Raw genomic sequence first — 25,824 nt, 5'->3', positions numbered from 1 at the left:
GAACATTATTACATTGCTACTTTCTTTAGTGTAGAATTATATTTTCCGAATTCAATATCTTCAAAATCTCTTGATGCTTTTTCGTGTACATCTACATCTTTAGTATGTAATATATGGGACATATACTGAAGCTTTCTTCTTACATTCTCTATGAGTTCAGACCATTTCATTACCCATATCTCAACATTTTTATTTTCGTTTCTAAAATAGAAATATGGATTATCTTCTTTTTGGCGACTACCATTTAATCTATATTCGGCATCTGAATTTATTCCTGAACTGATCAGTAAAATTTTAAAGCTGACATTTTTGCTAATTGAGTTAAGTTTATCAATTTCCGTTGCATATTTCATTACCTGTTCTAATTCTTTAGGACTGATTTTTACACGTGGTGCTTTCAGTTCTACAACCAATACTTCTCTCTTCTTATGATCTATTATTCTTTCATTGTATAAAAACAGATCGGTGATTGATGAAACAGATCGATCAACTTTTTCGATATTGTCATCTTTTTTAGACACTTTGTATGTCATCGTATCAGCTCGCAACTGTAAAAGATTTTTTTCCAGATTTTTGTCTGATAAAAGTTTTGTCGTGTCGTTATATTCTTCACCAAATACCCAGAGCATTTTTTCAAGAAACTTGTGCAGCTCTTTCCTTTCTTTAACATTCTTAGAAATTTCGCTATATACTAACTTTTCTAAAAATTCCAAATCCTCAATTTTTCGTGCAACTTTATCTGAAAATTCAATTACATTTTCTAAGTCCGTCCTTTGCAGTAATTCAGAAAATTTACTGATCGTCTTTGAATTGAGATGAAGGATGTTCTTTAATATATTGTCAAGCTCCCCGTTAGAGATTGTTCTGTCGATTAGGGGATATATAATTTCTCTCAGCTTATTATTCTCATTGAGTAAATGATATTTATCTTCTACCAAGTAGGCTAGTTTGTCAAAGACAACAATTTTAGATCGCGAACTACTGATTTTTTCTCTAAAGGGGTAGTACTCATCACTTTTTAATTTTTGCGAAAAATTATCAAATTCTGCATTGATAGATTTATAGAATGAGGAGATATGATCTTTGATAAAAGGTCTGTAGTTTTTCCAATCTTCATCCATATCATCCAAATCAATATTTCTGTAGAGATCTGTTGACAATGTGTTTGACTCAATGTAAATATACCATCCACCGGTTTTAGGACTTAACCATGTTGCGTCAAACTCAAAACTGTTAGCAATTGTCTGAATGCCAGCATTATTGGTTGTTAGAAAAACTTTAATCTTTTCAACTTTTTTAATTTTTATAAAATTAAAAACAATTTTATGTTCCACACCTTTAAGATCTACATAAGGGTAGATTTTTGTGACAGGATTGCCAATTATAAACTGTGAAGGCTCAATTTTGACACCATTAATATGAAATGTAATTTCCTTATTGAAGATTTTCAGAGGGTATTTTTCAAATATAGCATCCGCAATATTGTCCTTAAGGAATTTATCAATTATTTTCTTTTTGGGTTCTTTATCAGTTATCAAAAAAGTATAAAATTCAGAAATTTCAACTTTGTAATAAGTATTATACTTCTTACCGGACAGTGTTTCTTCTTTTGAATCTATATCAATTTCAGAGACATTTAAATTTTTACCGAACATATCGAAATGTAAGGGAATCTGAACTTTACTGTAATTATTCTTACTGCTGGAAAAACCTACTGTTTCAATCATAACACTTTTACCAAGTTGAAAACTAGCAAATCGTCCAATACCCTTGCCCCCAACTTTGTTTGTTGTACCAATATCGAGCAATTTTTTTTCAAGTTCATTTCTGTGTACGCCAATTCCATCATCTTTGATTGTAATCTGACTTATAATTGTTGGATGTATTTCAGAATTATCGGTATAATCTATATCAATCCATACATTGTTCGCTTTTGCCTGGATAGAATTGTTAATTAATTCACAAAATGCTGTAAACGTACTAATGTAGTTTGCAAATAATTCATTTACTAATCTAGAGTTTGTAGTTAATTTTCTATTCATCGGTTATGGTTGATTTTTTTTTAGCTATCTTTTTCGTACAATATTTGTAATTACTAAAAATATTTATGAGCTAATTTAACATATTAAGTTAAACAATTGATACTACAAATTAAATTGAATCTATAATTCATTTATTAGAATATCAAATTATTATAATATTTTTTGTTTAAAAAATTAATATCCCATTTTCTTACGGGGCAATTCAATTTCATGTTCTTGTGGATATGGCTCTCTAAAAGTGACACTCACATCTTCCCGAAGACTTCTTTCTATTTCCAGTGATTTTTCCTTATCCATCGAATATCGAGGATCTGCAATCAGCGGCATATTTGCCATTTTTGTGATGGTAACGGTCGGAAAGTGATAATCTACCTCAACGGTTCCCAATAGTAGATAGATACCACCTTCCTTAAAAGGAAACCTTCTGAGACTGTCAGGGAAGTGGGCTGTGTCAAAATACTGTCCTTCGGCATCGATCCAAGTCCCGAAATACATATCATCTTTCTTTCCGGGATGATTTTTCTTTTTAATGGGAACGTGTTTTCTTGAAATCAGATAGGCTAGCATCTTGACCTGCTTCTTATGATATTTAAGAAGATCCTTTACCAGAACGTGACCTCTGTATTTTGTTTTAAGCAGGTCAAATATAGAGAAGGAAACAGAAAAGCCTAAGATTTCAATTTCATCGAAAGCGTCTTCAAATTTATTCTTTTCAATAACTGGTAATTTATAATCTTTTTGAGGTTCATCAAATAAAGAAATGATCTTAGTTTTATACTGCCCTTTTGATAATAAGAATCTTGCTTCGATCAGCAGTTCGTGTTTTTGTTTTCCTGTAAACCTGAAGGCTCCAATAAAAATGAGTGTTTGTAATGATTCAATACCAATGGATATTCGTTTAACAAAATCCTCAAGCGATCTGTACTCTCCATTGTTTTTTCGTTCTTCAGCAATAAATTGCTTGACCGCAGCTTCAAGCTTTTCAATGTGCAAAAATCCCAAGTACACATCAGTACCATAGACCGTCGTCTGAATTTCACTGAGGTTGACACAAGGATTGTGAATGGTCGCTCCTGCCATTTTAGCTTCGTGCACATAAACTTCTGTTCTATAAAACCCACCACCATTATTGATGACTGATACCATAAATTCAATGGGGTAGTAGGCCTTTAGATAAAGACTCTGATAACTTTCTACCGCATAAGAGGCAGAATGGGCTTTACAAAAGGAATATCCTGCAAAAGATTCGATCTGTCTGTAGACTTCCTGGGACAATTGTTCAGGATGCCCTTTTTTCTTACAGGATTCAAAGAAGTCATCTTTTAATTTCTGTAAGGCAGATAAGGAGCGTCCTTTGCCGCTCATTGCCCTTCTTAAAACATCACCGTTTTCCGCAGAAACTCCCCCGAAATGAAGTGCTATCTTGATGACATCTTCCTGATAGACCATAATGCCATAGGTTTCTCCTAATTCTTTTTCAAAGACCTCATGGAAATATTCAAATTGATCCGGATGGTTATGTCGGAAGATATACTCGCGCATCATTCCGCTCTGTGCTACTCCTGGACGAATGATAGAGGAGGCAGCCACCAGAACCTTATAATTTTCACATTTCAATCTTCTTAATAATCCACGCATTGCGGGGGATTCAATGTAAAAACAACCGATGGTCTTCCCGATACTTAGATATTCATTGCATTTGGTCTCATTCTTTGAAATCCTTGTATCTTCAATGTCGACAATAATCCCTTTTTTTTCCTCAATCAACTTGACTGTATCTTTAATTGTTCCTAGTCCTCTTTGTGAGAGGATATCAAATTTTTCAAGGCCTATCTCTTCAGCCGTATGCATATCGAACTGTACGATCGGGAATTCTTTTGGTGGGAACTCTAAAGCAGAATAATTGGTGATCGGTTCCTCAGAAATCAGGATACCACAGGAATGCATGCTTCTTTGATTAGGAAAACCTATAAGCAATCTTTCATATTTATATACCTCATGGACAATAGAATTCTGATCATGCTGATCTTTCGGTTTTTTAGAGAGTTGATCCAATTCATCTTTAGGAAGCCCAAACACTTTTCCAAGCTCCCTAAATCTTGATCTGCTCTTGAACTCCACATTAGTTCCACAAAAAGCGACGTGGTCTTTTCCATATTTGTTAAAGATATATTCTAGTATGGTATCCCGGTTCTTCCAGCTCCAGTCGATATCAAAATCAGGAGGTGTCTTCCGGTTAAGATTCAAAAATCTTTCAAAATATAAATCCAGTTCCAAAGGGCAAATGTCAGTAATTCCAATGCAATAGCTAACAATGGAGTTGGCGCCGCTTCCTCGTCCCACATGCATAAATCCTGTTCGTTTGCTGTATTGGATAATGTCCCAAGTAATTAAAAAGTAACCGCAAAAATTCAACTGGTCAATGACTGCCAATTCTTTTTCCATTCTTTCCCTGGCTTGCATATTATCAAGAGAATAGCGATCACATAACCCTTCAAAAGCCAATTGTTTCAGCAGTTTAAAATCATTTTCTTTGCTATCGGTATAATGTTTTTTATTTTTCGGTGTTTTAAAGTCAAAATCGAAGCTGCAAGCATTGACAATATATTTGGTATTTTCAATGATCTCAGGATACTGGCAGTACTTCTCCAACAGTTGTCTTTTATCAATAAAGGTCTCATTGTTCTTACAATGATCATCTTCTGTCAATTTGGTGAACAGGGTGTTTCCTGCTATTGCCCTCAAAACCTTATGCAGTTCATATTCGTCCTCCATCTTAAAGGTTACCGGATGCAGGATAACCATTTTATGGTTCAAAGCTTTCAATTCAGGATCGAACAACCGATTGAGCTCATCCTGTCTTATCCCGATAAATTCATGTTCAAGCAGTTTTTCAGGAATATTTGTTAAGGGATAGATTACAAAACTATCCTTCAGTTCTGGATTAGCTTTAGCGATCTCGATTCCTACACAATTATAATTAGTCAAAAGCCTGTTGACCTCTGCAATGCCTTTTGGATTTTTGGCAATACACACGAAGTACTGCTCATTTTTAACCCGCACATCGACCCCAACGATCGGTTTGATGCCTCTTTCCTGACAGAGTTTGTAAAACTGATAGATACCGGTAACCGTATTGATGTCAGTCAGAGCCAAAACCTTTAATCGATGATCAACAGCCAGCTGAACCAGATCTTCAACAGAGATGGTCCCGTAACGCAGGCTGTGATAAGTATGGCAATTGAGAAACATGAGTGATGCTTTATTTTAAAAATCCTGACGCTCGGCCGATACTGGAAACCCCAAATCGGTTCTTGATCTTATCCATAGTTTCATACAGTGAAATGAGCTCTTCCGTATCTTCGAAAAGATCCATCTGATGACAGCCGTGAACCAGTCCTGTGAACTTAACGCCGATCAGCCTTATTCTCATCCTTCTGGTGTATAGCTTCTTAAAAAGTTCCAATACATATCTGAGCAGTGTATGGTCAGCTGAGGTGTATGGAATCTTGCATTGCTTGATCTCGGTGTCGAAATTGGAATATCGGATCTTGACCGAAACTGTTGAGGTAAGCCACTTTTCTTGTCTCAGCTGGAAAGCAAGCTTTTCAACCATCCCGGATAATATGCTTCTAATCTTTAGGGTATCGATAGTATCCTGAGAAAACGTATCCTCTGTGGAAATTGATTTCCTTTCGGAATAGGGAACAACAGGGGTTTCATCGATTCCATGCGCTTTTTTCCAAAGGATAGTGCCATTCTTTCCGATCAACTCCTGTAATACATCGACAGGCATTTCAGAGAGGGTCTTGATAGTCTTGACGCCTAATCGTGAGAAAAGCTGAAAGGTCTCAGGTCCGATCATCGGAATCTTTTTTATCGATAGAGGATTCAGGAAGTTTTGAATATTGTCCTCCTTTACCTCACACCTGCCAGTAGGTTTGGATTCTCCGGTACCAATTTTAGAAACCGTTTTGTTGGTAGATAGTGCAAAACTTATCGGTAGGCCTGTGTTCTTTGTAACTGCATCCGCAATTTCATTAGTCCATTGGTAGCAGCCAAAGAATTTGTCCATTCCGGAAAGATCCAGATAAAATTCGTCAATACTGGCTTTTTCCAACACGGGTACTCTTTCCTGAATGACCTCTGTCACCAGATGAGACATATTGGAATAATATTCCATATCTCCTTTGATCACTCTGGCTTCCGGGCACAGTCGCAAAGCCATCTTAATGGGCATTGCCGAACGGACACCAAATTCTCTTGCCTCATACGAGCACGAGGCCACAACGCCACGGTCGCCACCTCCAATGATGACCGGCTGTTTCTCTAATATTGAGTTTTTTAGCCGTTCACAGGAGACAAAGAACGTGTCCATATCCATATGCGCAATTGCTCTTTCCATATTGCAAACTTAGTCACGTTTTTAAACAAAATGCGTATATTTGTTGTCATAAATTATGACAATGTCAATTTTTGCAGATAACATCGTGTTTTTAAGAGGTAAGAATAATCTAACGCAGCAGAAGCTGGCGGATGAACTCATTCTTACCAGATCGAGATATGTTTCTTATGAGTATGAAAAGGCAGAACCGCCAATTGATGTGTTGATAAGGATCTCCAAATACTACAATATCAGCATTGATCTTTTAGTTACTGTTGACATTAGAAAATATCCAATTGATGATATTTTGAATTTGCCCAATAATCGGGTAGTCCTGCCTATTGTTGTGGATAAGGATGGTAATAATTACATTGAGATCGTTCCACAAAAAGCTTCAATGGGTTATTTGAAAGGCTTCAATGATCCTGGCTATATTGAAAAACTTATGAGGATTCTTCTGCCATTTTTAAAAAATGGAAAATACAGAGGCTTTCTGGCAGACGGCGATTCGATGCCACCTTTTGCCGATCAATCGATAATCATCGGAGAATATGTTGAAAAACTGGATGACCTCAAACCTGATAAGGATTATGTTTTTGTGACTAAGGAAGGTATCACTTATAAGACATTTTTAAAGAGAAATAAAAAATCAATTACGGTAGCAGCTGATAATTTATTTTATGAACCTTATGACATTGCATTAGGGGATATAGTTGAAATATGGAGTTATGTAATGGGAATTTTACCTAAAGACTATAAACCTTTAATGCCGGATTATGCCAATTTAAAAATGATGATTGGGGATTTGAAGACCACGATTCTAAACTTGGAAAATAAGGTTTCTGGTTTTTAAACATAGTCTGTAAATAAAAGACCTTCCCAAAGGGAAATCAAAAATACAAATGATGAAAAAAATATCCCATAGAAATGGATGGCATAAAGAAAAATATTTTAAAGAAAACTGCAATGAGCCAGCTGAGTTTATTTGATACTGAAGAATTTTACGAGTTTCCAAAAGACCTTTTGGAATATAAAGAAAATTTCTTGAGCAGGGAAGAGGCGGATCGATTGAAAGACCATCTGTTTGAAACGGCTCCATGGGAACAACGTACCCAGAAAATGTATGATAAGACAGTCATAACCCCACGACTAACCACCTGGTATGGTGATGACAAAAAATCTTATGAGTCGGCTGATAATAATGCTTCAAGTACCAATCCCTGGACTCCGGAGTTGCTGGCATTAAAAGAAAGAGTTGAACAAGAATTCGGTTATAAGTTCAATGGGGTTCTATTAAACCTTTATCGTGACCAAAATGATTCGGTAGCTTGGCACAAAGATAAGGAAAGCAGATATGGAAAAAGACCTGTTATTGCATCTATCAGCCTCGGTCAGACCAGAAACTTTGATTTCAGAAAAAAAGACCATTATCAAAGCAAATACAGTCTGCCACTTCCAAACGGTTCAATACTCATCATGAAAGGGGATTTACAGGAAAACTGGGAACATCGAATTGCCAAATCAACGATTCCTATGAAAGAAAGAATTAACTTGACTTTTAGATTTTTAAAGTATTAATAAAAATGAAAAAAATTTATAACCAAGATTCGCATTTGCTACATATTAACAGAGAAAATTGTGAAGATAAATATCTTAATGACTTATTACTGGCTCTTGCAAATGTTGACAGCAAGTATTTATTATGGCCGTATGGAGGAGTTGCTGAACAAATGTGTGAAAGAGTTTTTGCCTATGAGTTATACCATCAGTGGAGAATTGTTTCTGAAATTTTTCAATATGACAACTTAATAATTAATGGCGAGATTAGAAAAGATGGATCAGTGTACAGACGTGATATTAATATTGTCTACCCGGACTTGGTTCTACACGAACAGCAAAATAATTTAAACCAACAGATATTGGCGTGTGAAATTAAAACGGTAATTGCAGTTAAGAACTCAAAGGAAGACCTTAAAAAAGATTTAATTAAGCTGGATAAATACATTGATGTTTTAGAATATCATAAAAGTGTATTTGTACAAATAATAGATGACCCGGATATATTTGAGAGAAATATTTTGTTTTTGAAAGATCATAGAGATGAGATTAATAATCTTTCAAGAATATATTATGTTATTAAAGATTATGATCATATTTCTTTTGATACATTAGAGAATTTATTAGCAGAATAAAAATTAAATTTTATTATAATGAGTGGAAGTGAGAAGACAAAATCGGAAAGTCAGCTATCGATAATTAATCAAAATGTTTTTTTTAAGGAATTTACATTTAGTAATAATGATTTTAAGAATTTAAAAAATAGTTCTGAACAGGAGCTGGCTGATAATGTTGTCTGGCTGGATGAATACTGCTTTATTTTTCAAATCAAAGAAATGAGTAAAGAATCTTCTAATTATAAGAACTGGTTCAAAAATAAAGTGATGAATAAAGCGGTAAAACAGATTAAGACCACCTTAAATTACTTTGATCGGGAAGATTCAATAATTATTGAAAATGAGAAAGGACATAAGATGGATGTCAAAGATGCCGGAAAATCTCTTGATATAAAAAAAATTATCATCTATTCTACAAATGATGATTTTCCTGACGAGTTAAGATTTCAGAAATTTTATGAAAGTTCTGAAGCAGGCTATATCCACCTTTTCCACATTGAGGACTATTTACATATCTGTAAGTATCTGATCACACCAACTGAAGTTAGTGAATACATGGATTTTAGAGAAGACTTTTTTGAGTTTTATAAGCCAGGAGCACATCGGGTTCCTGAACAATATCTTTTAGGACATTTTTTTGAAACCCCAAATGTTGATCATTATGATGCAAATTATATTAACAATTTAAAAGACCAATTGAGAAAGAATGAAGATTTCGACATTTCAATGTTAGTCGCAAATTTTCAAAATGCCATTATCAATCCATCGAGTAATACAACATATTATTATCCAATAATTAGGGCAATTGCAAAATTACACAGATCTGAACTCGTCGAATTCAAAAAGCGGATTTCTATGGCAATAGAAAAATGCGAAAAGTTTGAATTTGTAACACCCTATAAAATGTACTCTTCTAGAACGCAGTGTGCTTTTGTATTTATTCCATTAAATTCTAAAGACTGTCACAATGCTCAAGCAGCTCTGAGAAATTTAACATATGCGATTAAATATGATAATAAATCACAAAAGGCTTTAGGGGCTGCTATTTATCGAAACCCCCAAAATTTGGATAAAGTAGACGCTATATGGTTTTTTTTAGATGAGGAATGGATTTTTGACCCAGAAATGGAAAAGTTGCTTAAAGATAACTATCCCTTTAGAACTTCTATTAGTAAGGAGATTAAAAACCCTTATAAATAATGAAAATTTCTACAAATTTTTCAAAGATATAATTTTCTTAGTTTTCACTTAATAAAATTTTTGATGAAAATTCATTCATTTTAATTTCGTGTAATCTTATTTCATTAACAATCGAATTTATTTTTTCATTATTCAGCGTTAGTGTTTGTTCAAATAACGATTCTTGTAGATTTTTCTGTTTTTCATAACAGAATATTAACTCATTATGAAGTTCTTTTTTATGGATAGGTACAGTAATTGAGCGCAATTTTATTAATGTATCATTTAAATATGAAATTAGAGAAGTCAGATTTTCTTTTATCTTCAGTAGCTTCTTTTCAAGATCAAATTCAGTATTTATTTCAAATTCACTGTGAACCGATTTATACTGTTTTTCAGTAAAGATGCTTTTTATTTTTATTCTCCAGTTTTCAGTTAGAAAAACTGATTGAAAAGATGGCAAATCAATTAAAACTTTAGATAGTAGTTTTTCGTGTAAATCCCTAAGATTATTCAAATCTAAATCAGAAATAGATCTGTTATGTGCTTCCTCTCGTCGCATTTTATTTAAATTATCCATCAAACTTTCAAAATTAGTTTGGGTTTGAAAATAAGATTTGAATAAATTAAAGTGAGTTAAGATGATTTTTTTTAATTGTAGAGTAAATGTGTAAGATATTAAAATATCACCATTACTACAATCAATATCAAATTGTTTGGAGTACATTTCTTTTACTTCTGCTCCCAATTTATTGTTCAGTCCAATGTCCCACCACTCATCTCCAAGCTTGCTTCTGAGTTTAATTTTTACAATTTCTCTAAGACCATTCTCAATTTCAGAAATAATTTGCTTCGCTTGCGATAGACGATAGTCTTCTGTGTTTTCTTGAAAAAGGGTTAATTTGAGCCATTCAATTGATTTTCCTTTTCCTATACATTCTGCAGCTGATTTAGTTGATAGAGCGTTCAATATTTCCACATTGTTTATGTCGTATGCTCGAACTGCATAATAATTGAGATTAATGTTTTCATAAGAAGTGTCTCTAAAAAAGCCATTGAAAAATCCCATAATTGTAGCAATCTCCAATTTAATATCATTAGATTTTTGCGAAACGGGGTAAAAACTACAGCAAAGAGTATCTTCATTTAATAAACTAACTTCCTTGACATTTATTTCATCACAATTAGCATTCAAAATGTGAATCATTTTAAGCCCACCAGAAACAGTATTAATTAAGTTTTCAATTGTCATCATTTTCAATAAAATTTTGAAATATTCATTATTAAATAGTTCAGTAATAATTTAAGTTATTGAATGCTAAATCTATTTTAAAAGTTGCATTTAAAAATGTAGTCTACTTATTCTCAATTTTAGATTTTGCTACAACTCCAATAAGCCTATCTAAATCTGATAAAAATATATTAGTTAAATCTTCTGTGCCTTTAATTCTGTAATCTGCAATCATATTAATCTGATCTACGTCTTCAGATTTAATTACATCAGACGGGTTGTAGCTACTGCTATTGTGTATAAATGAATATAAACTAAAGTTTTTTAAATTATTTAATTTGTCAATTTGTTCTTTAGAATATGTTGCATTTTCAAGTATCTGATTACTTAAAGCTCCATCTTTGGCCCAGAGTGCAAAAACGTCGATGTTTGTTGATAAATCAATTTTAATTTTGTGTTGCCTAAATTCAATATAAAATTTTTTCAGTTTTTCATCTGAATAATCATTGGCTAATAAATATTTAAATATCACAAATACTTTTCCAACTTCCTCAATTGCCAGATGGAATAGTGTATAGGATCTAGCGTATTTTTTTTCACATTTAAGTATTTCGGCTTCCTCATAAAGTTCCTTTGCATTAATCAATGCATTTGAAATCGCTTGTTCTAAGGTTTCTCTATCGACAGTCATCTTTTACACTTTTAAAAATTAGTATTAAAATCTACGTCTCTTTTCTAATTCAATTAGATAATCCCAATAATCTTGTCCCATTTCTTCTGGGGTAGTCAACATTATAGAAGGAACTTGTAATTCTACGGAAGCAATAAGGCCGTCGAATTCTTGCCTCAAATCTTCTAAAAAACTATAATTTGATCTAAACTCTTTACTGTAATCAATAAGAGCGTCAAGAGCATTGTCGATAATTAACATCTTGATATATATTTTTAAATCCTTGTCCTCTAAACTATCATTTGATTTAAGCTTAAACAACTTTATATCTGAGCTATAATCAGGTCGATATAGATAGGAGATAGTATATGGGTTTCCATGCTTAATACTACTTAAAACAGTATACTGCATATAAAAATTCTTTTCTTCAAAAGGACGTTTGGTTGTAATGTTTTTAATTCTACGTTCATTCTCTAAAACATCACAGACCATGTCGTAAACTCTCCAAGGTGTTTTCTTAGTTAATGCATGATCTGTATGAAGTTGAGCATTTGGTATAGGCTCAATTAAAATTTTCCTCAATGTTAAAATACGCTCCCAACATGCAGTAGCAATTGAGCCAGCACTTTCAATATAACCTTTATCTATTAAATCACGCAGTGTATGTAATAGTTCCACAATCGAACTTAAATAAATTCCGCAGGTTCCTAATACCTTTTGTCTTTCTTCATTAAGATTGTCAATGTCAATGTAACGTAAGGCGTCCTCGAACTGACCTAGAATTATATCATACATTGAATTGTAAACTGATTTGTTTTTATCGTTTACTAATAGCTCTAAGTCTTTAACTGTTATATTCATAATGCAAAGTAATTACTGAAGTGCGCGTTCTTTTTGCGCACTAAAAAATATTTACTAATTGTTAATTATTTTTTAAACCCTTTTGATTTGTTTTTAATTATAACCTTATTTTCTAATTAGCAACAACAAAAAGTAAGTTTTTATATTGAATAAAATTTTTTATTTAAATGTTGAAATATATCGATCGTAATTAATAACTCTTTGCGGATTTAGAGAATTCAAAATGATATTTTTCAGGTCGTCTTCCATACCATCGTAATATTTATCCAGCAATCCCAAAAATATAAATTGAAAATCTGTGTACATATAGCTGTAATGCTTGTCTGGAGACACTTCCTTTCCAAAATATTTATCATTATTTTCTTCCAGAAACCTTACAGAGCTTCGCATCTTATCGTCAAAAATTTTATTTAATTCTTTTGCAGAATTTATTTCCATCTTATTTTCATATAACCTTTCAAATAACTTCCATCGTAAATCAGCAAATTGTCTCTTAAAAAAATTATTGTTTTTTTCGACTTCAATAATTCGTATATCTAATAAATTTTTCCACTCATTAAATCTGTCCTGTTTTACCTTTTCTCTGTTGGCAACCTCGGCGGTAGTTAATCTTAGTATCCCAAAGTAAGCAACGATTAGTGTTATTGTTGCAGCAAATAATTCTTTGAATTCACTAAATTCTTTAATGTAATTATTTAATCCTAGGATACTAGGATCAAAATAGTCATTACAGAGATTTTTTTGAACAATAAATAAGGCACTCGCTGATACTCCTACTAGTATTAATGATGTCGTTATAATTATTATGTTGAAAAATGACTTTATAATATTGAATATTTTAGTTGACATTTGCTGATTAAAAGTTTTTATTATTCTCAAATGTACATTTTAAAGAGCTATAGATTGTATAGTATTGTAATATATTTGCAAAAACACATATATGAAAACACTAAAAATCTACAGTGTAATTGCAACATTAGCAATCATCAGTTTATCAGTGCTATTTTACCAAAGCAAGACCAGGCTTAATAATTCAGAGAAGGAGTTAAAGCAGAAGGAGACAGACTTACAACAGAAAGCGAAACTCTTAAAAGAATCTGAGGAAGTTCTACAGCAATGTTCTGATAGATATTATAGACAAATCGGCAAATCAGAATGAAATATTTTATGAGTTTTCATCCTGATATGTTTTTATTTCCTCATCTAAAATACTATCAAACTCTCTACCAAAATCAGACATAGTAAATTCCATAGCTTCAACAATACTAATTAAAGTTGTGGCTTTCGGTGATGTAATACCATTTAAAGTATCATTAATTGTTGCTTTTCGCAGGAGTGCATTAGAAGCAACTCCATGATAGCTGTAAACAACCTTATTATCCTTCAGTTCTTTTTGCAGGCTTTTACCTCTCTCCAAAAGTTTTTTTAAGGAAATAATGATTTTAATTTTGTAAATATTTTGTTCAGTATTCACAGCGCAATTAACAATTTCAAAAAAATAATATCGTTACGCTATGCCGTACCGATAATTTTTGTATATTTGAAATTATTGTTGACAGATAAATATTTGTTTGTTAACTTTGCGATACTTCAAAGAATATTAGAAGCTATTGCTTAGAATCTCGCTATTGAAAACTGGTACTTTAAAGCAACGAGAGGATAAGTAAGCGGCTCACGACCTAGGCGTGGGTCTCTTCCTCTTATCTGTTGCACGGTATACCAGTACCTCAATAGTGGATAATGTAGAGTTCCCATGCCGTCTTTTTTCAATGCTGTTCGCTCATTTCTACATTACAATCTAAGCCCTGCTTACAAAATAGTATCATGCACGATACAATAGGAGGGTACAACCTATTGAGGCCGTAAAAAGCCAACTTGGGACACAGATTTCATTCATATTAAATTCTTTCCGGTGCCTTTAGGTCACTGCTTGCAGAACCTCACCAGTCCTTTTTCATACCAAAGGGCATCAGGAAAGTCTTTACATTATCCACATGAATCCAAAACAGCAAAATTAAATCAGAAAAAGAAAAAGCCCTTCCCATACAGTTTGCAGACCTACGGGAAAGAGCTGAAATCAGTTATCTAATTAAAAATTAAAAACCTTTACAAATCTATGAAAAAATCCTATTACAATATAGGAGGTATTTTCTTTGGGCTTATGCTTACAACAGTAAGTATCAATATACAGGCTCAAAAACGCGCCATTTCCGGTACGGTCACTTCATCAGATAAACCCCTTTCAGGAGTTATTATCTCTCAGGAAGGCAGTGATCAGGTTACCCTTACCGGCAATAACGGAACTTACCAACTGGAGGTTAGTACAGAAAATCCCATCCTATTGTTCAGACATCCTGATTATGCAGAAGTAAAAATTACAGCAAACAATCATCCAGTCGTAAATGTCAGCTTAGAACAAAAAGTAAAGGGAATCGAAGAAGTTATTCTCAACGCAGGCTACTACAAGGTCAAAGACAAAGAAAGAACCGGAAGTATCGCCAAAGTTTCAGCAAAAGACATAGAAAATCAACCCGTGACCAATGTACTTGCCAGTGCGCAGGGTAGAATGGCAGGAGTAAGCATTACCCAAAACTCAGGAACTCCCGGAGCAGGTTTTGATATTCAGATTCGTGGGCGAAACAGTCTCCGCACCCGTTCGAATTCGGATACCGACGGAAACCAACCCCTATATATAGTGGATGGTGTTCCCATTGGAGGAAGTGTTACCTCAAGATACGGAGCCGGAATTTTACCGAATGCCGATATCAATCCTTTAAATGCAATCAGCCCCAACGATATTGAAAGTTTTGAAATTCTCAAGGATGCCGATGCCACTGCCATTTACGGTTCGCGTGGAGCGAATGGAGTAGTGCTCATTACCACCAAAAGAGGAAAGAAAGGGAATGTCAAACTTTCCCTGAATTCTTCTTATGCTCTGAGTGAGACTTTATCCAACCTCAAGATGATGAACACAGAACAGTATTTTGCCATGAGAAAACAGGCTTTTGCCAATGACAATATTTCTGTGTATCCTGCCAATGCCTATGATGTGAACGGTGTTTGGGACAGCAACCGTTACACGGACTGGAGAAAAGAACTGATCGGGAATTTTGCCACTTTGTCCAACACACAGCTTTCATTAAGCGGAGGAAGTGAAACCACCAGTTTTCTGGTAAGCCTGGGACATATGGAACAGACCACAGTATTCGGGCAGGATTTCAGGTATAAAACCAATACGGTTTCCGGAAATATCAGCCACCGCTCTCAGGACAGGAAATTCAGTTTTAACTCATCCAGTTTATTTTCATCATTAGATAATAATCTGATCAATTCTGATATCACAAGGAATGCGTACAGTCTTTCTCCTAATGCACCCGCTTTATATGATGCTAACGGAAATCTGAATTGGGAAAATAACACGTTTACCAATCCTGTTGCCGCTTATGAGAATTCATATTCCAACGATAATCTGCAGTTCATGAATAATATGAGTGCGGAATATGAAGCATTTGAGAATTTCAGAATTAAGGTTAACGGAGGATTTAACTATAATACCCTTGAAGAATGGTCTTTACGCCCAAGTACAGCTTTTAATCCTTCCACCGGAGCAACTTCGCTTAATTCACAGTCTTCCAAAAGTAATATGAACCGTTTTTCTATGGTCGTCGAACCACAGATCACCTGGCTGTTTAAAAAAGGAAAACATCAGCTGGATATTTTGGTGGGAGGAACTTATCAGAGAGATACCAACGGATCAGGTGCTATTCAGGGAACCGGTTATGAAAGCAATGCCTTTATTAATAATATCGGAGCGGCACAGACCAAGGTCATTCTGGATCATATCACCACAGAATACCGATATGCAGCATTTTTCGGAAGGGTTAATTATCAGTTTGATAAAAAATATATTGTCAACATTACCGGTAGGCGGGATGGAAGCAGCAGATTCGGAAATAATAACAAGTTTGCCAATTTCGGTGCGGTAGGAGCAGCATGGCTATTTTCAGAAGAAAATTTCCTGAAAGATAGTTCATGGTTGAGTTTCGGAAAACTGCGAGGAAGTTTTGGTTCCTCAGGTAGTGATAATATCGGAGATTATCAGTATCTGAATACGTTTGCAACATCAACACTGATTTATAATGGGACGTCAGGACTCGGCCCAACCAAATTATTCAATCCTGATTTCAGTTGGGAAAGAACAGTGAAAATGGAGGCGGCTCTTGAACTGGGATTGTTCAAAAACAGACTGAACATGACGGCAGCATATTACAGAAACCGCTCCGGAAATCAGTTGGTAGGCTACCAGCTACCAGCAGTAACAGGGTTCAGTTCGGTTTTAGCGAACTTGGATGCAGTTATTCAGAATACAGGCTTTGAATTTGAATTGAGAGCAGATGTTCTGAAATCTGAAAACTTCTCATGGAACAGTTCTTTTAATATAACATTTCCTCAGAACAAACTGATTTCATTTCCAGGTCTTGAAGGTTCTACCTATGCGAACAACTATATTGTTGGAGAACCCATTTCAATCATTAAACTGTATCAGTTAACGGGTATAAATCCCGCTACAGGATTATACAGCTTTACGGATTTCAACGGTGACGGAAGAATCTCATCACCAGACGACCGCCAGATTATTGAAAATATAGGCCAGCGGTTTTTTGGAGGGTTAAGCAACGAGCTGAGATACAGAAACTGGAACTTATCTTTCCTTTTACAGTTTGTAAAACAACAGAGCAGAAATTACAACTCAATTATAACCTCACCGGGCATTATGACCAATCTTCCGGTGGAAGCGCTCAATGTCTGGTCTCCTCAAAATCCAAACGGACTTTATATGCCGTACCGATCTGTGAATTCATCTTCTAACAGTCTTTTTCAGACCAGTACAGCCAGTGTGTCTGACGGATCGTTTATACGCTTGAAAAATGTTCAGATCAATTATACCATTCCGATGCGCTCATCAGTATTTCGGGAAGCTAAAGTCTACTTTCAGGGACAGAATCTTCTGACATGGACGAAATATTTCGGAATTGATCCTGAATTTACATCCGTAGGTTTCTTACCCCCTTTACGGACTTACTCATTGGGAGTACAGCTGACCCTTTAATTAAATGATTTTGAATTTGAATTATTAAAACAAAAAGAAATGGCAACAAATATTAATAAAATAACAGCAATAGCAGTGCTTTGCATTCTGACTACACTGATATCGTGCGAAAAAATGCTGGAAGTAGATCTTCCGGAAAATCAGATGCTGTCTGAAACAGTGTTTCAGGATGCCCAAACTGCTAATTCGGTACTTTCGGGTTTATACGCCGGACTTTGGGAAGCTTCGCCGATTGCAGGAGATCAGAGTGGCAGAATTCTGAGTCTTTACACCGATGATTTGACGTACTACGCAGTCAACGCTACCAACGGGCTTCCCGAGATTTCCAATAATACTTTGATAGACACCAATCAATTTGTAAGTTCAGTATGGTCTGCAGCCTATCAGAAAATATATGTCAGCAATTCAATAATTGAAGGACTGAATAGCTCAAGTTCTATATCAGCTGCTGAAAAAAACAGAATGACAGGGGAAGCTTTGACCATTCGTTCTTTGCTCTTTTTTTATCTGCAGCAAATCTATGGTGATATCCCGTATCCAGTTACCACTAATTATCAGATCAATCAATCCATTACCAAGACAAATTCTGAGGAGGTTTTACAGCGCATTGAATCAGATCTTACAGAGGCAGTAGAACTATTACCGGATCAATACCGTTCTGCAGAAAGGATTTTTATTAACAAAAAAACGGCTCAACTGATGCTGGCAAAAGTTCAGATGCAAAGATCAAGATATGCTGAAGCTGAAAGTAATTTAAAAGCCGTCATTCAAAGTCCTCTGTACCAATTTCAGAATGATATTACAAAAGTTTTTCTAAAATCAGGAACGCATATTATCTGGCAACTTAAACCAAAGAACAGTGGTGATCCTGTCAGAGAAGCTACCCTCTATTATTTCGCCAATGTAGCACCTTCTTCTATGTCCTTGTCTCCGGCTCTTGTCAGTTCATTCCAGACCGGTGATCTCCGTAAACAGCATTGGATGGCGGCTGTTATCGTAGCAGGAACGACCTGGTACCGTGCAGAAAAATATAAAGCAAGATCTGCTAATACAACGGAAAACTCTATCGTTTTCCGACTGGAAGAGGCTTATCTTCTTTTAGCTGAATCTTTGGCTAAACAAAATAAGACTGCGGAAGCGCTTCCTTACATCAATCCTATAAGACAGAGGGCAGCACAACCCCTTTTGGCAAGTTCAGTTTCACAGAACACTCTTTTGGATGAAATTCTGAAAGAAAATAGAAAAGAGTTTTTTACGGAAATGGGTCACCGCTTTATAGATCTGAAAAGAGCAGGGCAGTTGAATACCTTACAAACGACTAAGCCAAATTGGAAAGACTTTCATAAAGTTTGGCCTCTGCCGCAGAAGGAACTGTTAATGAACCCCAATATGAACCCTCAAAATACAGGATACTAATGAGAACCGTTTGTCTTTTGTTATGGCTTTTCTCAGGTATCCTGATCAAAGCACAGAAAACTGAAGCCGAAATGGATCAATGGATGTCTCGTTTTTCAACAGCAATAGGTGGCTTGCAGGTAACAGATGATCAACGGTTTGCCTCAGTAACGAAATATTACAGGAAGAATTCAGATACAATTTTGATTTTTGATACAAAATCAGAGAACATAATTTTAGATACTTTGCTAAAAAAAAATAAAGTTGCATTCCTGAATAACAATCTCGCATTTGCCGTAGGTAATGGTACAGCAGAACTGATCGATCTGCCGTCAAAAAAGAGAAAGAAGTTTGATCAAATAATTAGTGGAGAAATTCTGTCAGTGTCAAAACAGGTGGTTCTCCGTGATCATGCTAAGAATATCAATATCTATGACTATAAAGGGAAACTTCTGCATTCTTCAAAAGGAGTGCAGGATTTTATTTCGGATGGGGACGGCAGAGTATATCTGGTTTATAAAAATGGTAGCACCTCTGAAATTGCTGTATGGAATGGTAAAACTGTAAAAACGATACATACAACGAGCAATGGTATTAAATCAATAAAGTACCTGCCATCAAAAAATTTCATTTCATTGACAGAAGAATATCGGAAAGCAGATGATTTAGAATTAAGTGTTTTTTTAATCAGAACATCAGATAATTATTTATTTAAGAATAAGGAAATCAGTTCTAGTGGATTTGAATCCGTTAAAATATCTGAGATTCATGATTCCGATACTTTCCTGATTGATTTTCAGCATATCCAGCAACCACAGAAAGATAAAATGGTAGAGGTATGGTATAGTGGAGATAAACGCCTGCGGGACAAAAAAGACGGAACAAAGCATCATCGGTACCTACACTGGAACATTTCAAAAGATGAGATCATAGAAATACCGACACGTCATTTTTCTGATTTTATCGGGATGAATGATGCCCACTATCTTTGGGCATATCATACAGACGAAGAATTCAATTATACTGGCTATCGCAGTTTTAATGTATTCAGATATGATACTTATACCGATAAGGCTGAACGTATCTTTGAAAATGTCGAAGAATTGGTCATGAGTGAGAATCGCAGATTTACACTTGCGTACCGTATTGATAAAAAAATGTGGATCTTATATGACCATTTTCTCAACAAGATAAAAGATATTGTGACTACCGAAAAGCTTACCAATCCAGTAATGATATCTGATCAGACAGCCTTATTTGAATGTGCAGATGGTTTGTTCAGATATGATCTGATAAAAGGTAGCTCAAAAAAAATTATTGTTGCAAACAATTCAAAAGTGACCTTTCATAACTTACTCGGAAACCTGATCCATCATATAAGTAATTTTAAATTTGTAGAAAGAAGTGCCGATGCAAAGAAACCTCTAGTATTAAATGTAAAAAGAACAGATTATAATGATAACGGCTATTTTACATTTTTGAACGGAGAGATACGAAATCTAATTCCTTATACTCCCAACAAAATAAAAGACTTTAAATACGACAAAAAGAAAAACAAAATATTTACTGTAGAGGAAAATTTTAATGTAGCCGCCAGTTTGTATTTAACTGAAAAAGGTGATGCCGAAAAGAAATTATTATACCAGTCAAATTTGCATGATCAGAAATCAAAGTTTATGAAACAGGATATTCTGTCCTATAAAAACAGTGTGGGGACCGCTTTAAAAGGAGTTCTTACCTATCCTGTAGATTTTGATTCCTCGAAAAAATATCCCGTGGTGGTTCAGGTCTACAGTTTACTTTCCGGCAGTGCAGACAAGTACCTTTACCCTGACTGGGGTAATACTGGCTTTAACAAACGTACGCTTATAGAGAATGGTTATTTTGTTTTCCAACCGGATATACTATTCGATAAGAGAGGAACAGGTCTTTCCGCTTTGGATTGTGTTAACAGCGGTTTGGATGTAATTGTAAATCATCCGAATATTGATGCATCTCGGTTGGGATTGATTGGTCATTCTTTAGGAGGATACGAAACCAATTTCATCTCTACTCATTCCAAACGCTTTGCAGCATACGTTACAGGTGCATCATTAGGTGATATTCCTCACTTTTATTTTTCGTTCAGCGATCTTTTTAATGTTGCCAATTATATGCGGTTTGAAAACGGTCAGTTTGAGATGGGAGAACCATACTCTGATAATAAAGACCTGTATTTTCGTAATAATCCAATCAATTATGTGGAAAATGTGAGTGCACCGGTCTTGATATGGGTAGGAAAAAAAGATACTAATACTCCTTTGGATCAGCCTATGAGTTTCTTTATGGGATTGCTGCGAAATGATAAGAAGGCTGTGGCTTTACTGTATGACAAGCAGGAGCACTCTTTAAAGGATGATTCTGAGGAAATCAAAGACCTTAATAATAAGGTAATGGATTGGTGGAATTATTTTTTAAAAAAAGAGGAAAATATTGACTGGATTAATCAGGAAATGAAAAGGGACGCTCAATAGCGTCCCTCATCTTTCTATTATGGAATTTGAAAAAGTTCGCTTCCACACATGGTTCCTGAGCCTTCATCATGAAGATCGGTAGTGCCGTCAACTTCCCATTTACAGACAATACCATTATTAACATCACTACACTGTTGCTCAGCATTTTGACATTGGAACTGTCCTCCTCCTACGCTCACAATTCTGTAAGCAGGTACTAAAGCTTTGTTACTCTTTTTTGCTACGTTGGTAGCAAGTGCTGACCCTGTGCCCACTAATACTAGGACAACAGGAAAAAGAAATTTTTTCATAATAAAGAAATTTGATTGTGCCTACTCTTGGATACGGTTTTCGGCTACCCCGTTTTTAAAATATTTTGTCAAAGAATTTGTCAAACGGTACTGAATGAGCTGATTTCCTGCAATGACGTACAAGTGCTTATCGGTAACTATAAAATCTGACATCTCAGAATCTTTGTAATGATCAATGTAAATACTTCCGATATATTCCTGCTTATTGATATTGTAAACATCAATTGTTCTGCTTTCCTTCCATCTTTTGACGGGTTCATGCTGGCCTCTTAAGTAGGCAGGATTAAATAAAAGTCCGTTGAAAATTTTTGCATTCCCATTGACAAGCAATGCTGGTTTAGACATTTTAAATCTTCCGTCGGATAGGGAAGTTACCTTGATCTGGGCAATAGTTGTTGTATCAATAGTTGATAACCTCCGTTGAAGTTTCATTGTTGAATCCATCACAATAAACTGATTACGGTAAGCATGAATGTAAGTTACTTTTGATGATTTAGGATCTGAAGACAGATTACCGTCCGAATCAAATACCCCATCAGATTGTTTTTCCAGAAGTTGCGGAAATAACTGGACTTTATTTTTTCCATTTTTTTCAATCGTTAATAAACCAAGTGTAAGATTTTTAGTTGTTGATGACAGTGCTCTAATGGCCATTCTATTACTGTTGATAATTTCTATCTGACTGAAAAAAGCATCCTTGTAACTGATGACCTCCGTTTCAGGACGGCTTAACTGCCCTCTAGATATTACAGGCACTGTACCGTCGTAGATAAAATAATTGTTACCATAGACTTTAACCTCAATCTTTTTATATGGATATTTTTTAAGATCCAGATGAATTTTTAAATTGGGTCGTTTTTGAAACAATGAGTCGACAGTCAGTAGATTTTGTGGCATGGTCCTGTTTCCAAGATATACCTTTTGATTATCAGATCCTGCAAAATAGTACGTGTTGTTTTCGAGAGCAATACTTTTTGTTTTTAGAACAGGATGCATTAAAAACCTTCGTGTAAAATTATTTTCCTGCTTAATCACATAGTCTGATCTTAAAAATAAAAAAAGAATAAGGACCGCACTTAGAATATTGGAAATGACGAGTGATAGAATAACAGTTTTGCGTGGATATTCGTTCTTTGAATATAAAAAGACAGCTACAATTCCCAGCACTACACTTGTGATATTGAAAATCAAATGTTCTGTCCATCCCATCTTCTCCAGGATCCCTCCGCATGAACATGGTACGAAATCACTATAATTTAAAATTAAATAGATGTAGACCGTAAACGCTGTCATCAGTGCAGTTGATGAATATAATCCCAAGAGAAATGTTTTTGGAAAAATCAGCATTAGTACGATGAGCAGTTCTGTAATAATTACCGCATATGATACAAATCCTGCATAAGCACTTAACAGTGGTGACTGTCCGATCTGAACCTGAAAATTCTCAAAATCCATAATCTTGTTTACACTTGCATATATAAACAATAGAATAAAAAAATAGGAAATAATTTTGACGAAAATATTCTGGAAATTTTTCATGGCTAATACATTAATAATTTAACAAACCTGAATCAGTCTCCATTTAATTTTCAATCCACAATAGTCAGGCATTGGTTCACCTTTAAACAGGGATATTGTTGTTTTGAAATTCCCCATACTTTCCCAGATGCCGCTTTCCGGACATGGTAAGCCTGTGGCAGTTGATATGGAGGTATGAGGAATCATAGGTTATAAATCTGATTAATTGCTTGGCTTTATTCTCCAATTATCTCCATCTCTTACCGGGGGATCAGGATCTAATATTTGTTCTGCAGTTTTTGCCGAATCATATCTCATATGTAGATCAGTTTTCATTTCAAATTTTTCATTATTGGTTGAGATGATATCTTCATCTCTCTGGACACAGTTTTGAAGTAAAATTGATCCAGTTACTATGCTTAAAAATGGGATAAACTTTTTCATTGTAATAATTTTTGTTGGTTATCCCGACGTCGGATGATGTAGAATTCTTAAGCCAAAGTTATTAGGCAAGTGACAAGAAAAAAACTGCAATACGGTACTATTTTAAAATAGTTACGTCACTATTTTAGAATAGTACCATGTAATTTTTAATGATAATGTATTATTAATCAGTCTTCTGTAGATTTAGTGTCTTAAATGACTGTAATCTTCTAAAATAGGCAGTATTTATAGGCAAAATTTGTAATTTTGAGATGGTGAGGCTCTAATAATAGCATATGAAAAAGTTAAATTACTTTCTCCTCTTCTTTTTTGCATTTTCTCAGATGATATTTTCACAACAAAAAAAAGAGAAGACCTTCTGGGAGATCAGAGAAAATTATCAAAAAATGACCATTGATGACATTCGAGCAATGCCATTTGTTAAGGTCTATATTCATAAAGCTAAAAGGGAGAATAACTTGCAAAAACTTATACAGGGATATAGAGACGGCAGGCAGTTTGACTTTGCTAACAAAATGAAGTATGCAGACAGCGCACTGGCGATTAGTATTAAATACAAAAATAACGATGATATCAGCAAAGACTATTTAAGCAAAGGAATCATTTATTATTTTTATAAAAAAAAATACAAACTGGCTTTGAACGAATATCTAAACGCATATGAGTATTCAAAGGATTCAAAAGATGAGTACCATCATTATAAAGTTGTCTATCATCTTGGAATAGTAAAAGAGCATTTGGGATATTATGATGAAGCGTTGGAACATTTTAGGAATTGCGCAGAATTTTACAGCACCAAGATGAATAGTAAAATGCATGAAAATATACTTTTTAACTATAAAAAAGCTTATTATAACTCATTGCATCAGATGACTGTAGTTAACCGCTATCTCAAAAATTTTTTAAAAAGTGACAGTTTGAGTGAATTAGGATATCAACTAACAAAAGATGATCAAGATTTTCTTATTGAAAACAGTTACTTTCTGAAGTGCAAGGGTATTTCAAAATTTCACAAAGGAAATTATACCGAAGCACAAAAAGATTTAGAGCAGGCACTACCCATACTGTTGCAAAGAAATGATTTTGCATGGTCATCCGTAATCTTTTATTATCTAGGAAAGATTTCTGAAGCAAGAAATCAGGTACCAAATGCTATCAAATATTACAGTGCAATCGATTCAATTTTCGAAAAACAACAATTTATCCTTCCCGAGATTTATAGAAGTTACAATTATTTAATTACCCATTATAAGCACAAAGATCTTAATAGACAGCTTTATTATACTAATCAGCTTTTAAAAGCTGATAGTTTAATTACAAAAGATTACCCTTATTTATCAAGTAAATTACATAAGAATTACGACCGAAGTACTTTGATGAAGGAAAAAGAAAATATTGAGAAAACAGCTCGAAATAATATGTGGTTTGCAAATATTCTAATCTTAACGGGATCAGTTGCATTTACAGTTCTTACTTTTAAATATGTAAAAGATCAGAAAATAAAAAAGCAGTATGATTTACTTCAAAAAAGAATTGCGGAAGGTAACAATATAGTTGTGGATAAAAAAGTTGATGAACCAACTGGCAATTCAATGAGAAAAACTTTTCTTACTCCTGAATTGTCCGATGAAATTGGAACAAAGTTGGAGAAGTTCGAGAAGGATCTCCAATTTACAAAGAAGCGTTTGACACAAAATACCTTAGCTACCAAGTTTAATACCAACTCACGTTACTTGTCTGCATATATTAATGAAAATAAGGGGGTGAATTTTAACAAATACATAGCAGAATTACGTATTAACTACATTACAAATTTATTAAACACTAACAATAAGTACTTAAATTTTACATTAGAAGCTTTAGCTGACGAGTGTGGAATTGTTGCGAGACAAAATTTTTCAAAGGTTTTCTTCGAGATCAATGGGATTCGTCCAACGGATTATATTAAAAAGCGAAAACAAGAGCTCGGTTTAAGCTGAATATAGCTCCAATAAACGTTTTTTTGTAAATTTC

General features: G+C 34.5%; 21 protein-coding genes. 9 read left to right on the top strand and 12 right to left on the bottom strand.

All coding sequences use genetic code 11. The features are described from left to right. Positions 1 to 8: 8 nt before the first annotated feature. The 3 genes from H560_RS0105305 to dinB form a co-directional block, all read right to left on the bottom strand. Positions 9 to 2,042 carry an ATP-binding protein gene (locus H560_RS0105305; RefSeq protein ID WP_027379087.1) on the bottom strand — a complete coding sequence of 678 codons (2,034 nt, stop codon included), beginning with the start codon at positions 2,040 to 2,042 and terminating at the stop codon, positions 9 to 11. Positions 2,043 to 2,216: 174 nt separating this feature from the next. Continuing rightward, positions 2,217 to 5,294: a DNA polymerase III subunit alpha gene (locus H560_RS0105300; protein ID WP_027379086.1), complete on the bottom strand. Its 3,078-nt coding sequence runs from the start codon at positions 5,292 to 5,294 to the stop codon at positions 2,217 to 2,219. A gap of 10 nt (positions 5,295 to 5,304) precedes the next feature. Continuing rightward, positions 5,305 to 6,447, bottom strand: coding sequence for a DNA polymerase IV (dinB, locus tag H560_RS0105295; protein ID WP_027379085.1), 1,143 nt, complete (start codon positions 6,445 to 6,447; stop codon positions 5,305 to 5,307). 55 nt (positions 6,448 to 6,502) lie between these two features. Between dinB and H560_RS0105290 the strand changes: the two genes are divergently transcribed. The 4 genes from H560_RS0105290 to H560_RS22260 all read left to right on the top strand — a co-directional run bounded on the left by H560_RS0105290 (position 6,503) and on the right by H560_RS22260 (position 9,800). Beyond that, positions 6,503 to 7,279 carry an XRE family transcriptional regulator gene (locus H560_RS0105290; protein ID WP_228372425.1) on the top strand — a complete coding sequence of 259 codons (777 nt, stop codon included), beginning with the start codon at positions 6,503 to 6,505 and terminating at the stop codon, positions 7,277 to 7,279. Positions 7,280 to 7,353: 74 nt separating this feature from the next. Beyond that, positions 7,354 to 8,004, top strand: coding sequence for an alpha-ketoglutarate-dependent dioxygenase AlkB family protein (locus tag H560_RS0105285; protein WP_228372424.1), 651 nt, complete (start codon positions 7,354 to 7,356; stop codon positions 8,002 to 8,004). Positions 8,005 to 8,009: 5 nt separating this feature from the next. Continuing rightward, the gene (locus H560_RS0105280) at positions 8,010 to 8,618 is read left to right on the top strand and encodes a hypothetical protein (protein WP_027379082.1); all 609 of its coding nucleotides are present in this window, start codon (positions 8,010 to 8,012) and stop codon (positions 8,616 to 8,618) included. Between the two features lie 18 nt (positions 8,619 to 8,636). Further along, on the top strand, positions 8,637 to 9,800 hold the full coding sequence (locus tag H560_RS22260; protein WP_051289173.1) for a hypothetical protein: 1,164 nt from the start codon (positions 8,637 to 8,639) through the stop codon (positions 9,798 to 9,800). A 37-nt stretch (positions 9,801 to 9,837) separates the two neighbouring features. Here the strand turns inward: H560_RS22260 and H560_RS0105270 are convergent, their stop codons facing one another. The 4 genes from H560_RS0105270 to H560_RS0105255 form a co-directional block, all read right to left on the bottom strand. Continuing rightward, positions 9,838 to 11,034 carry a Swt1 family HEPN domain-containing protein gene (locus H560_RS0105270; protein ID WP_027379081.1) on the bottom strand — a complete coding sequence of 399 codons (1,197 nt, stop codon included), beginning with the start codon at positions 11,032 to 11,034 and terminating at the stop codon, positions 9,838 to 9,840. Positions 11,035 to 11,134: 100 nt separating this feature from the next. Beyond that, the gene (locus H560_RS0105265; protein ID WP_027379080.1) at positions 11,135 to 11,701 is read right to left on the bottom strand and encodes an AbiV family abortive infection protein; all 567 of its coding nucleotides are present in this window, start codon (positions 11,699 to 11,701) and stop codon (positions 11,135 to 11,137) included. 24 nt (positions 11,702 to 11,725) lie between these two features. Next, a complete protein-coding gene (locus H560_RS0105260) occupies positions 11,726 to 12,541 on the bottom strand; it encodes a hypothetical protein (protein WP_027379079.1) in 816 nt (271 codons plus the stop codon). A gap of 159 nt (positions 12,542 to 12,700) precedes the next feature. Then, entirely contained in the window at positions 12,701 to 13,390 is a 690-nt protein-coding gene (locus H560_RS0105255) for a hypothetical protein (RefSeq protein WP_027379078.1), read from the bottom strand. A 91-nt stretch (positions 13,391 to 13,481) separates the two neighbouring features. On the opposite strand from H560_RS0105255, the gene H560_RS0105250 reads away from it, so the two are divergent. Continuing rightward, entirely contained in the window at positions 13,482 to 13,700 is a 219-nt protein-coding gene (locus H560_RS0105250; RefSeq protein ID WP_027379077.1) for a hypothetical protein, read from the top strand. Between the two features lie 6 nt (positions 13,701 to 13,706). Here H560_RS0105250 and H560_RS0105245 read toward each other — a convergent pair whose 3' ends face one another. Next, the gene (locus tag H560_RS0105245; protein WP_027379076.1) at positions 13,707 to 14,015 is read right to left on the bottom strand and encodes a hypothetical protein; all 309 of its coding nucleotides are present in this window, start codon (positions 14,013 to 14,015) and stop codon (positions 13,707 to 13,709) included. A 642-nt stretch (positions 14,016 to 14,657) separates the two neighbouring features. Here H560_RS0105245 and H560_RS0105235 point away from each other — a divergent pair. Genes H560_RS0105235 through H560_RS0105225 form a run of 3 tightly spaced genes read left to right on the top strand, consistent with a single transcriptional unit; the run spans position 14,658 to position 21,559 of the window. Further along, complete coding sequence (locus H560_RS0105235; RefSeq protein WP_027379075.1) at positions 14,658 to 17,651, top strand: SusC/RagA family TonB-linked outer membrane protein; 2,994 nt, start codon at positions 14,658 to 14,660, stop codon at positions 17,649 to 17,651. 39 nt (positions 17,652 to 17,690) lie between these two features. Further along, positions 17,691 to 19,067 carry a RagB/SusD family nutrient uptake outer membrane protein gene (locus H560_RS0105230; RefSeq protein WP_027379074.1) on the top strand — a complete coding sequence of 459 codons (1,377 nt, stop codon included), beginning with the start codon at positions 17,691 to 17,693 and terminating at the stop codon, positions 19,065 to 19,067. After that, positions 19,067 to 21,559, top strand: coding sequence for an alpha/beta hydrolase family protein (locus H560_RS0105225; RefSeq protein WP_027379073.1), 2,493 nt, complete (start codon positions 19,067 to 19,069; stop codon positions 21,557 to 21,559). Before H560_RS0105230 ends, H560_RS0105225 begins: the two co-directional genes overlap by 1 nt. A gap of 17 nt (positions 21,560 to 21,576) precedes the next feature. Here the strand turns inward: H560_RS0105225 and H560_RS0105220 are convergent, their stop codons facing one another. The 4 genes from H560_RS0105220 to H560_RS0105210 are packed head-to-tail and all read right to left on the bottom strand — an operon-like array spanning position 21,577 to position 23,811. Further along, on the bottom strand, positions 21,577 to 21,849 hold the full coding sequence (locus tag H560_RS0105220) for a DUF6520 family protein (RefSeq protein WP_027379072.1): 273 nt from the start codon (positions 21,847 to 21,849) through the stop codon (positions 21,577 to 21,579). A 21-nt stretch (positions 21,850 to 21,870) separates the two neighbouring features. Next, the gene (locus H560_RS0105215) at positions 21,871 to 23,388 is read right to left on the bottom strand and encodes a DoxX family protein (RefSeq protein WP_027379071.1); all 1,518 of its coding nucleotides are present in this window, start codon (positions 23,386 to 23,388) and stop codon (positions 21,871 to 21,873) included. An 18-nt stretch (positions 23,389 to 23,406) separates the two neighbouring features. After that, on the bottom strand, positions 23,407 to 23,574 hold the full coding sequence (locus H560_RS23170; protein WP_169725963.1) for a hypothetical protein: 168 nt from the start codon (positions 23,572 to 23,574) through the stop codon (positions 23,407 to 23,409). A gap of 15 nt (positions 23,575 to 23,589) precedes the next feature. Then, entirely contained in the window at positions 23,590 to 23,811 is a 222-nt protein-coding gene (locus tag H560_RS0105210) for a hypothetical protein (protein ID WP_027379070.1), read from the bottom strand. A 275-nt stretch (positions 23,812 to 24,086) separates the two neighbouring features. Between H560_RS0105210 and H560_RS0105205 the strand changes: the two genes are divergently transcribed. Further along, the gene (locus H560_RS0105205) at positions 24,087 to 25,790 is read left to right on the top strand and encodes a helix-turn-helix domain-containing protein (RefSeq protein ID WP_027379069.1); all 1,704 of its coding nucleotides are present in this window, start codon (positions 24,087 to 24,089) and stop codon (positions 25,788 to 25,790) included. The last annotated feature ends 34 nt before the right edge of the window (positions 25,791 to 25,824 follow it).

Origin of the sequence: Chryseobacterium daeguense DSM 19388, from assembly GCF_000430825.1 — a bacterium.
In the GTDB taxonomy this organism is placed as follows: domain Bacteria; phylum Bacteroidota; class Bacteroidia; order Flavobacteriales; family Weeksellaceae; genus Chryseobacterium; species Chryseobacterium daeguense.
Note: the sequence above shows the minus strand (reverse complement) of the source record. Positions and strands in the feature narration are given on the sequence as shown.

Bases quoted from the DNA above. Each gene is read 5' to 3' on its own strand.
- H560_RS0105305 (WP_027379087.1), bottom strand. From the start codon at position 2,042: ATGAATAGAAAATTAACTACAAACTCTAGATTAGTAAATGAATTATTT.
- H560_RS0105300 (WP_027379086.1), bottom strand. From the start codon at position 5,294: ATGTTTCTCAATTGCCATACTTATCACAGCCTGCGTTACGGGACCATC.
- dinB (WP_027379085.1), bottom strand. From the start codon at position 6,447: ATGGAAAGAGCAATTGCGCATATGGATATGGACACGTTCTTTGTCTCC.
- H560_RS0105290 (WP_228372425.1), top strand. From the start codon at position 6,503: ATGACAATGTCAATTTTTGCAGATAACATCGTGTTTTTAAGAGGTAAG.
- H560_RS0105285 (WP_228372424.1), top strand. From the start codon at position 7,354: ATGGATGGCATAAAGAAAAATATTTTAAAGAAAACTGCAATGAGCCAG.
- H560_RS0105280 (WP_027379082.1), top strand. From the start codon at position 8,010: ATGAAAAAAATTTATAACCAAGATTCGCATTTGCTACATATTAACAGA.
- H560_RS22260 (WP_051289173.1), top strand. From the start codon at position 8,637: ATGAGTGGAAGTGAGAAGACAAAATCGGAAAGTCAGCTATCGATAATT.
- H560_RS0105270 (WP_027379081.1), bottom strand. From the start codon at position 11,034: ATGATGACAATTGAAAACTTAATTAATACTGTTTCTGGTGGGCTTAAA.
- H560_RS0105265 (WP_027379080.1), bottom strand. From the start codon at position 11,701: ATGACTGTCGATAGAGAAACCTTAGAACAAGCGATTTCAAATGCATTG.
- H560_RS0105260 (WP_027379079.1), bottom strand. From the start codon at position 12,541: ATGAATATAACAGTTAAAGACTTAGAGCTATTAGTAAACGATAAAAAC.
- H560_RS0105255 (WP_027379078.1), bottom strand. From the start codon at position 13,390: ATGTCAACTAAAATATTCAATATTATAAAGTCATTTTTCAACATAATA.
- H560_RS0105250 (WP_027379077.1), top strand. From the start codon at position 13,482: ATGAAAACACTAAAAATCTACAGTGTAATTGCAACATTAGCAATCATC.
- H560_RS0105235 (WP_027379075.1), top strand. From the start codon at position 14,658: ATGAAAAAATCCTATTACAATATAGGAGGTATTTTCTTTGGGCTTATG.
- H560_RS0105230 (WP_027379074.1), top strand. From the start codon at position 17,691: ATGGCAACAAATATTAATAAAATAACAGCAATAGCAGTGCTTTGCATT.
- H560_RS0105225 (WP_027379073.1), top strand. From the start codon at position 19,067: ATGAGAACCGTTTGTCTTTTGTTATGGCTTTTCTCAGGTATCCTGATC.
- H560_RS0105220 (WP_027379072.1), bottom strand. From the start codon at position 21,849: ATGAAAAAATTTCTTTTTCCTGTTGTCCTAGTATTAGTGGGCACAGGG.
- H560_RS0105215 (WP_027379071.1), bottom strand. From the start codon at position 23,388: ATGAAAAATTTCCAGAATATTTTCGTCAAAATTATTTCCTATTTTTTT.
- H560_RS23170 (WP_169725963.1), bottom strand. From the start codon at position 23,574: ATGATTCCTCATACCTCCATATCAACTGCCACAGGCTTACCATGTCCG.
- H560_RS0105210 (WP_027379070.1), bottom strand. From the start codon at position 23,811: ATGAAAAAGTTTATCCCATTTTTAAGCATAGTAACTGGATCAATTTTA.
- H560_RS0105205 (WP_027379069.1), top strand. From the start codon at position 24,087: ATGAAAAAGTTAAATTACTTTCTCCTCTTCTTTTTTGCATTTTCTCAG.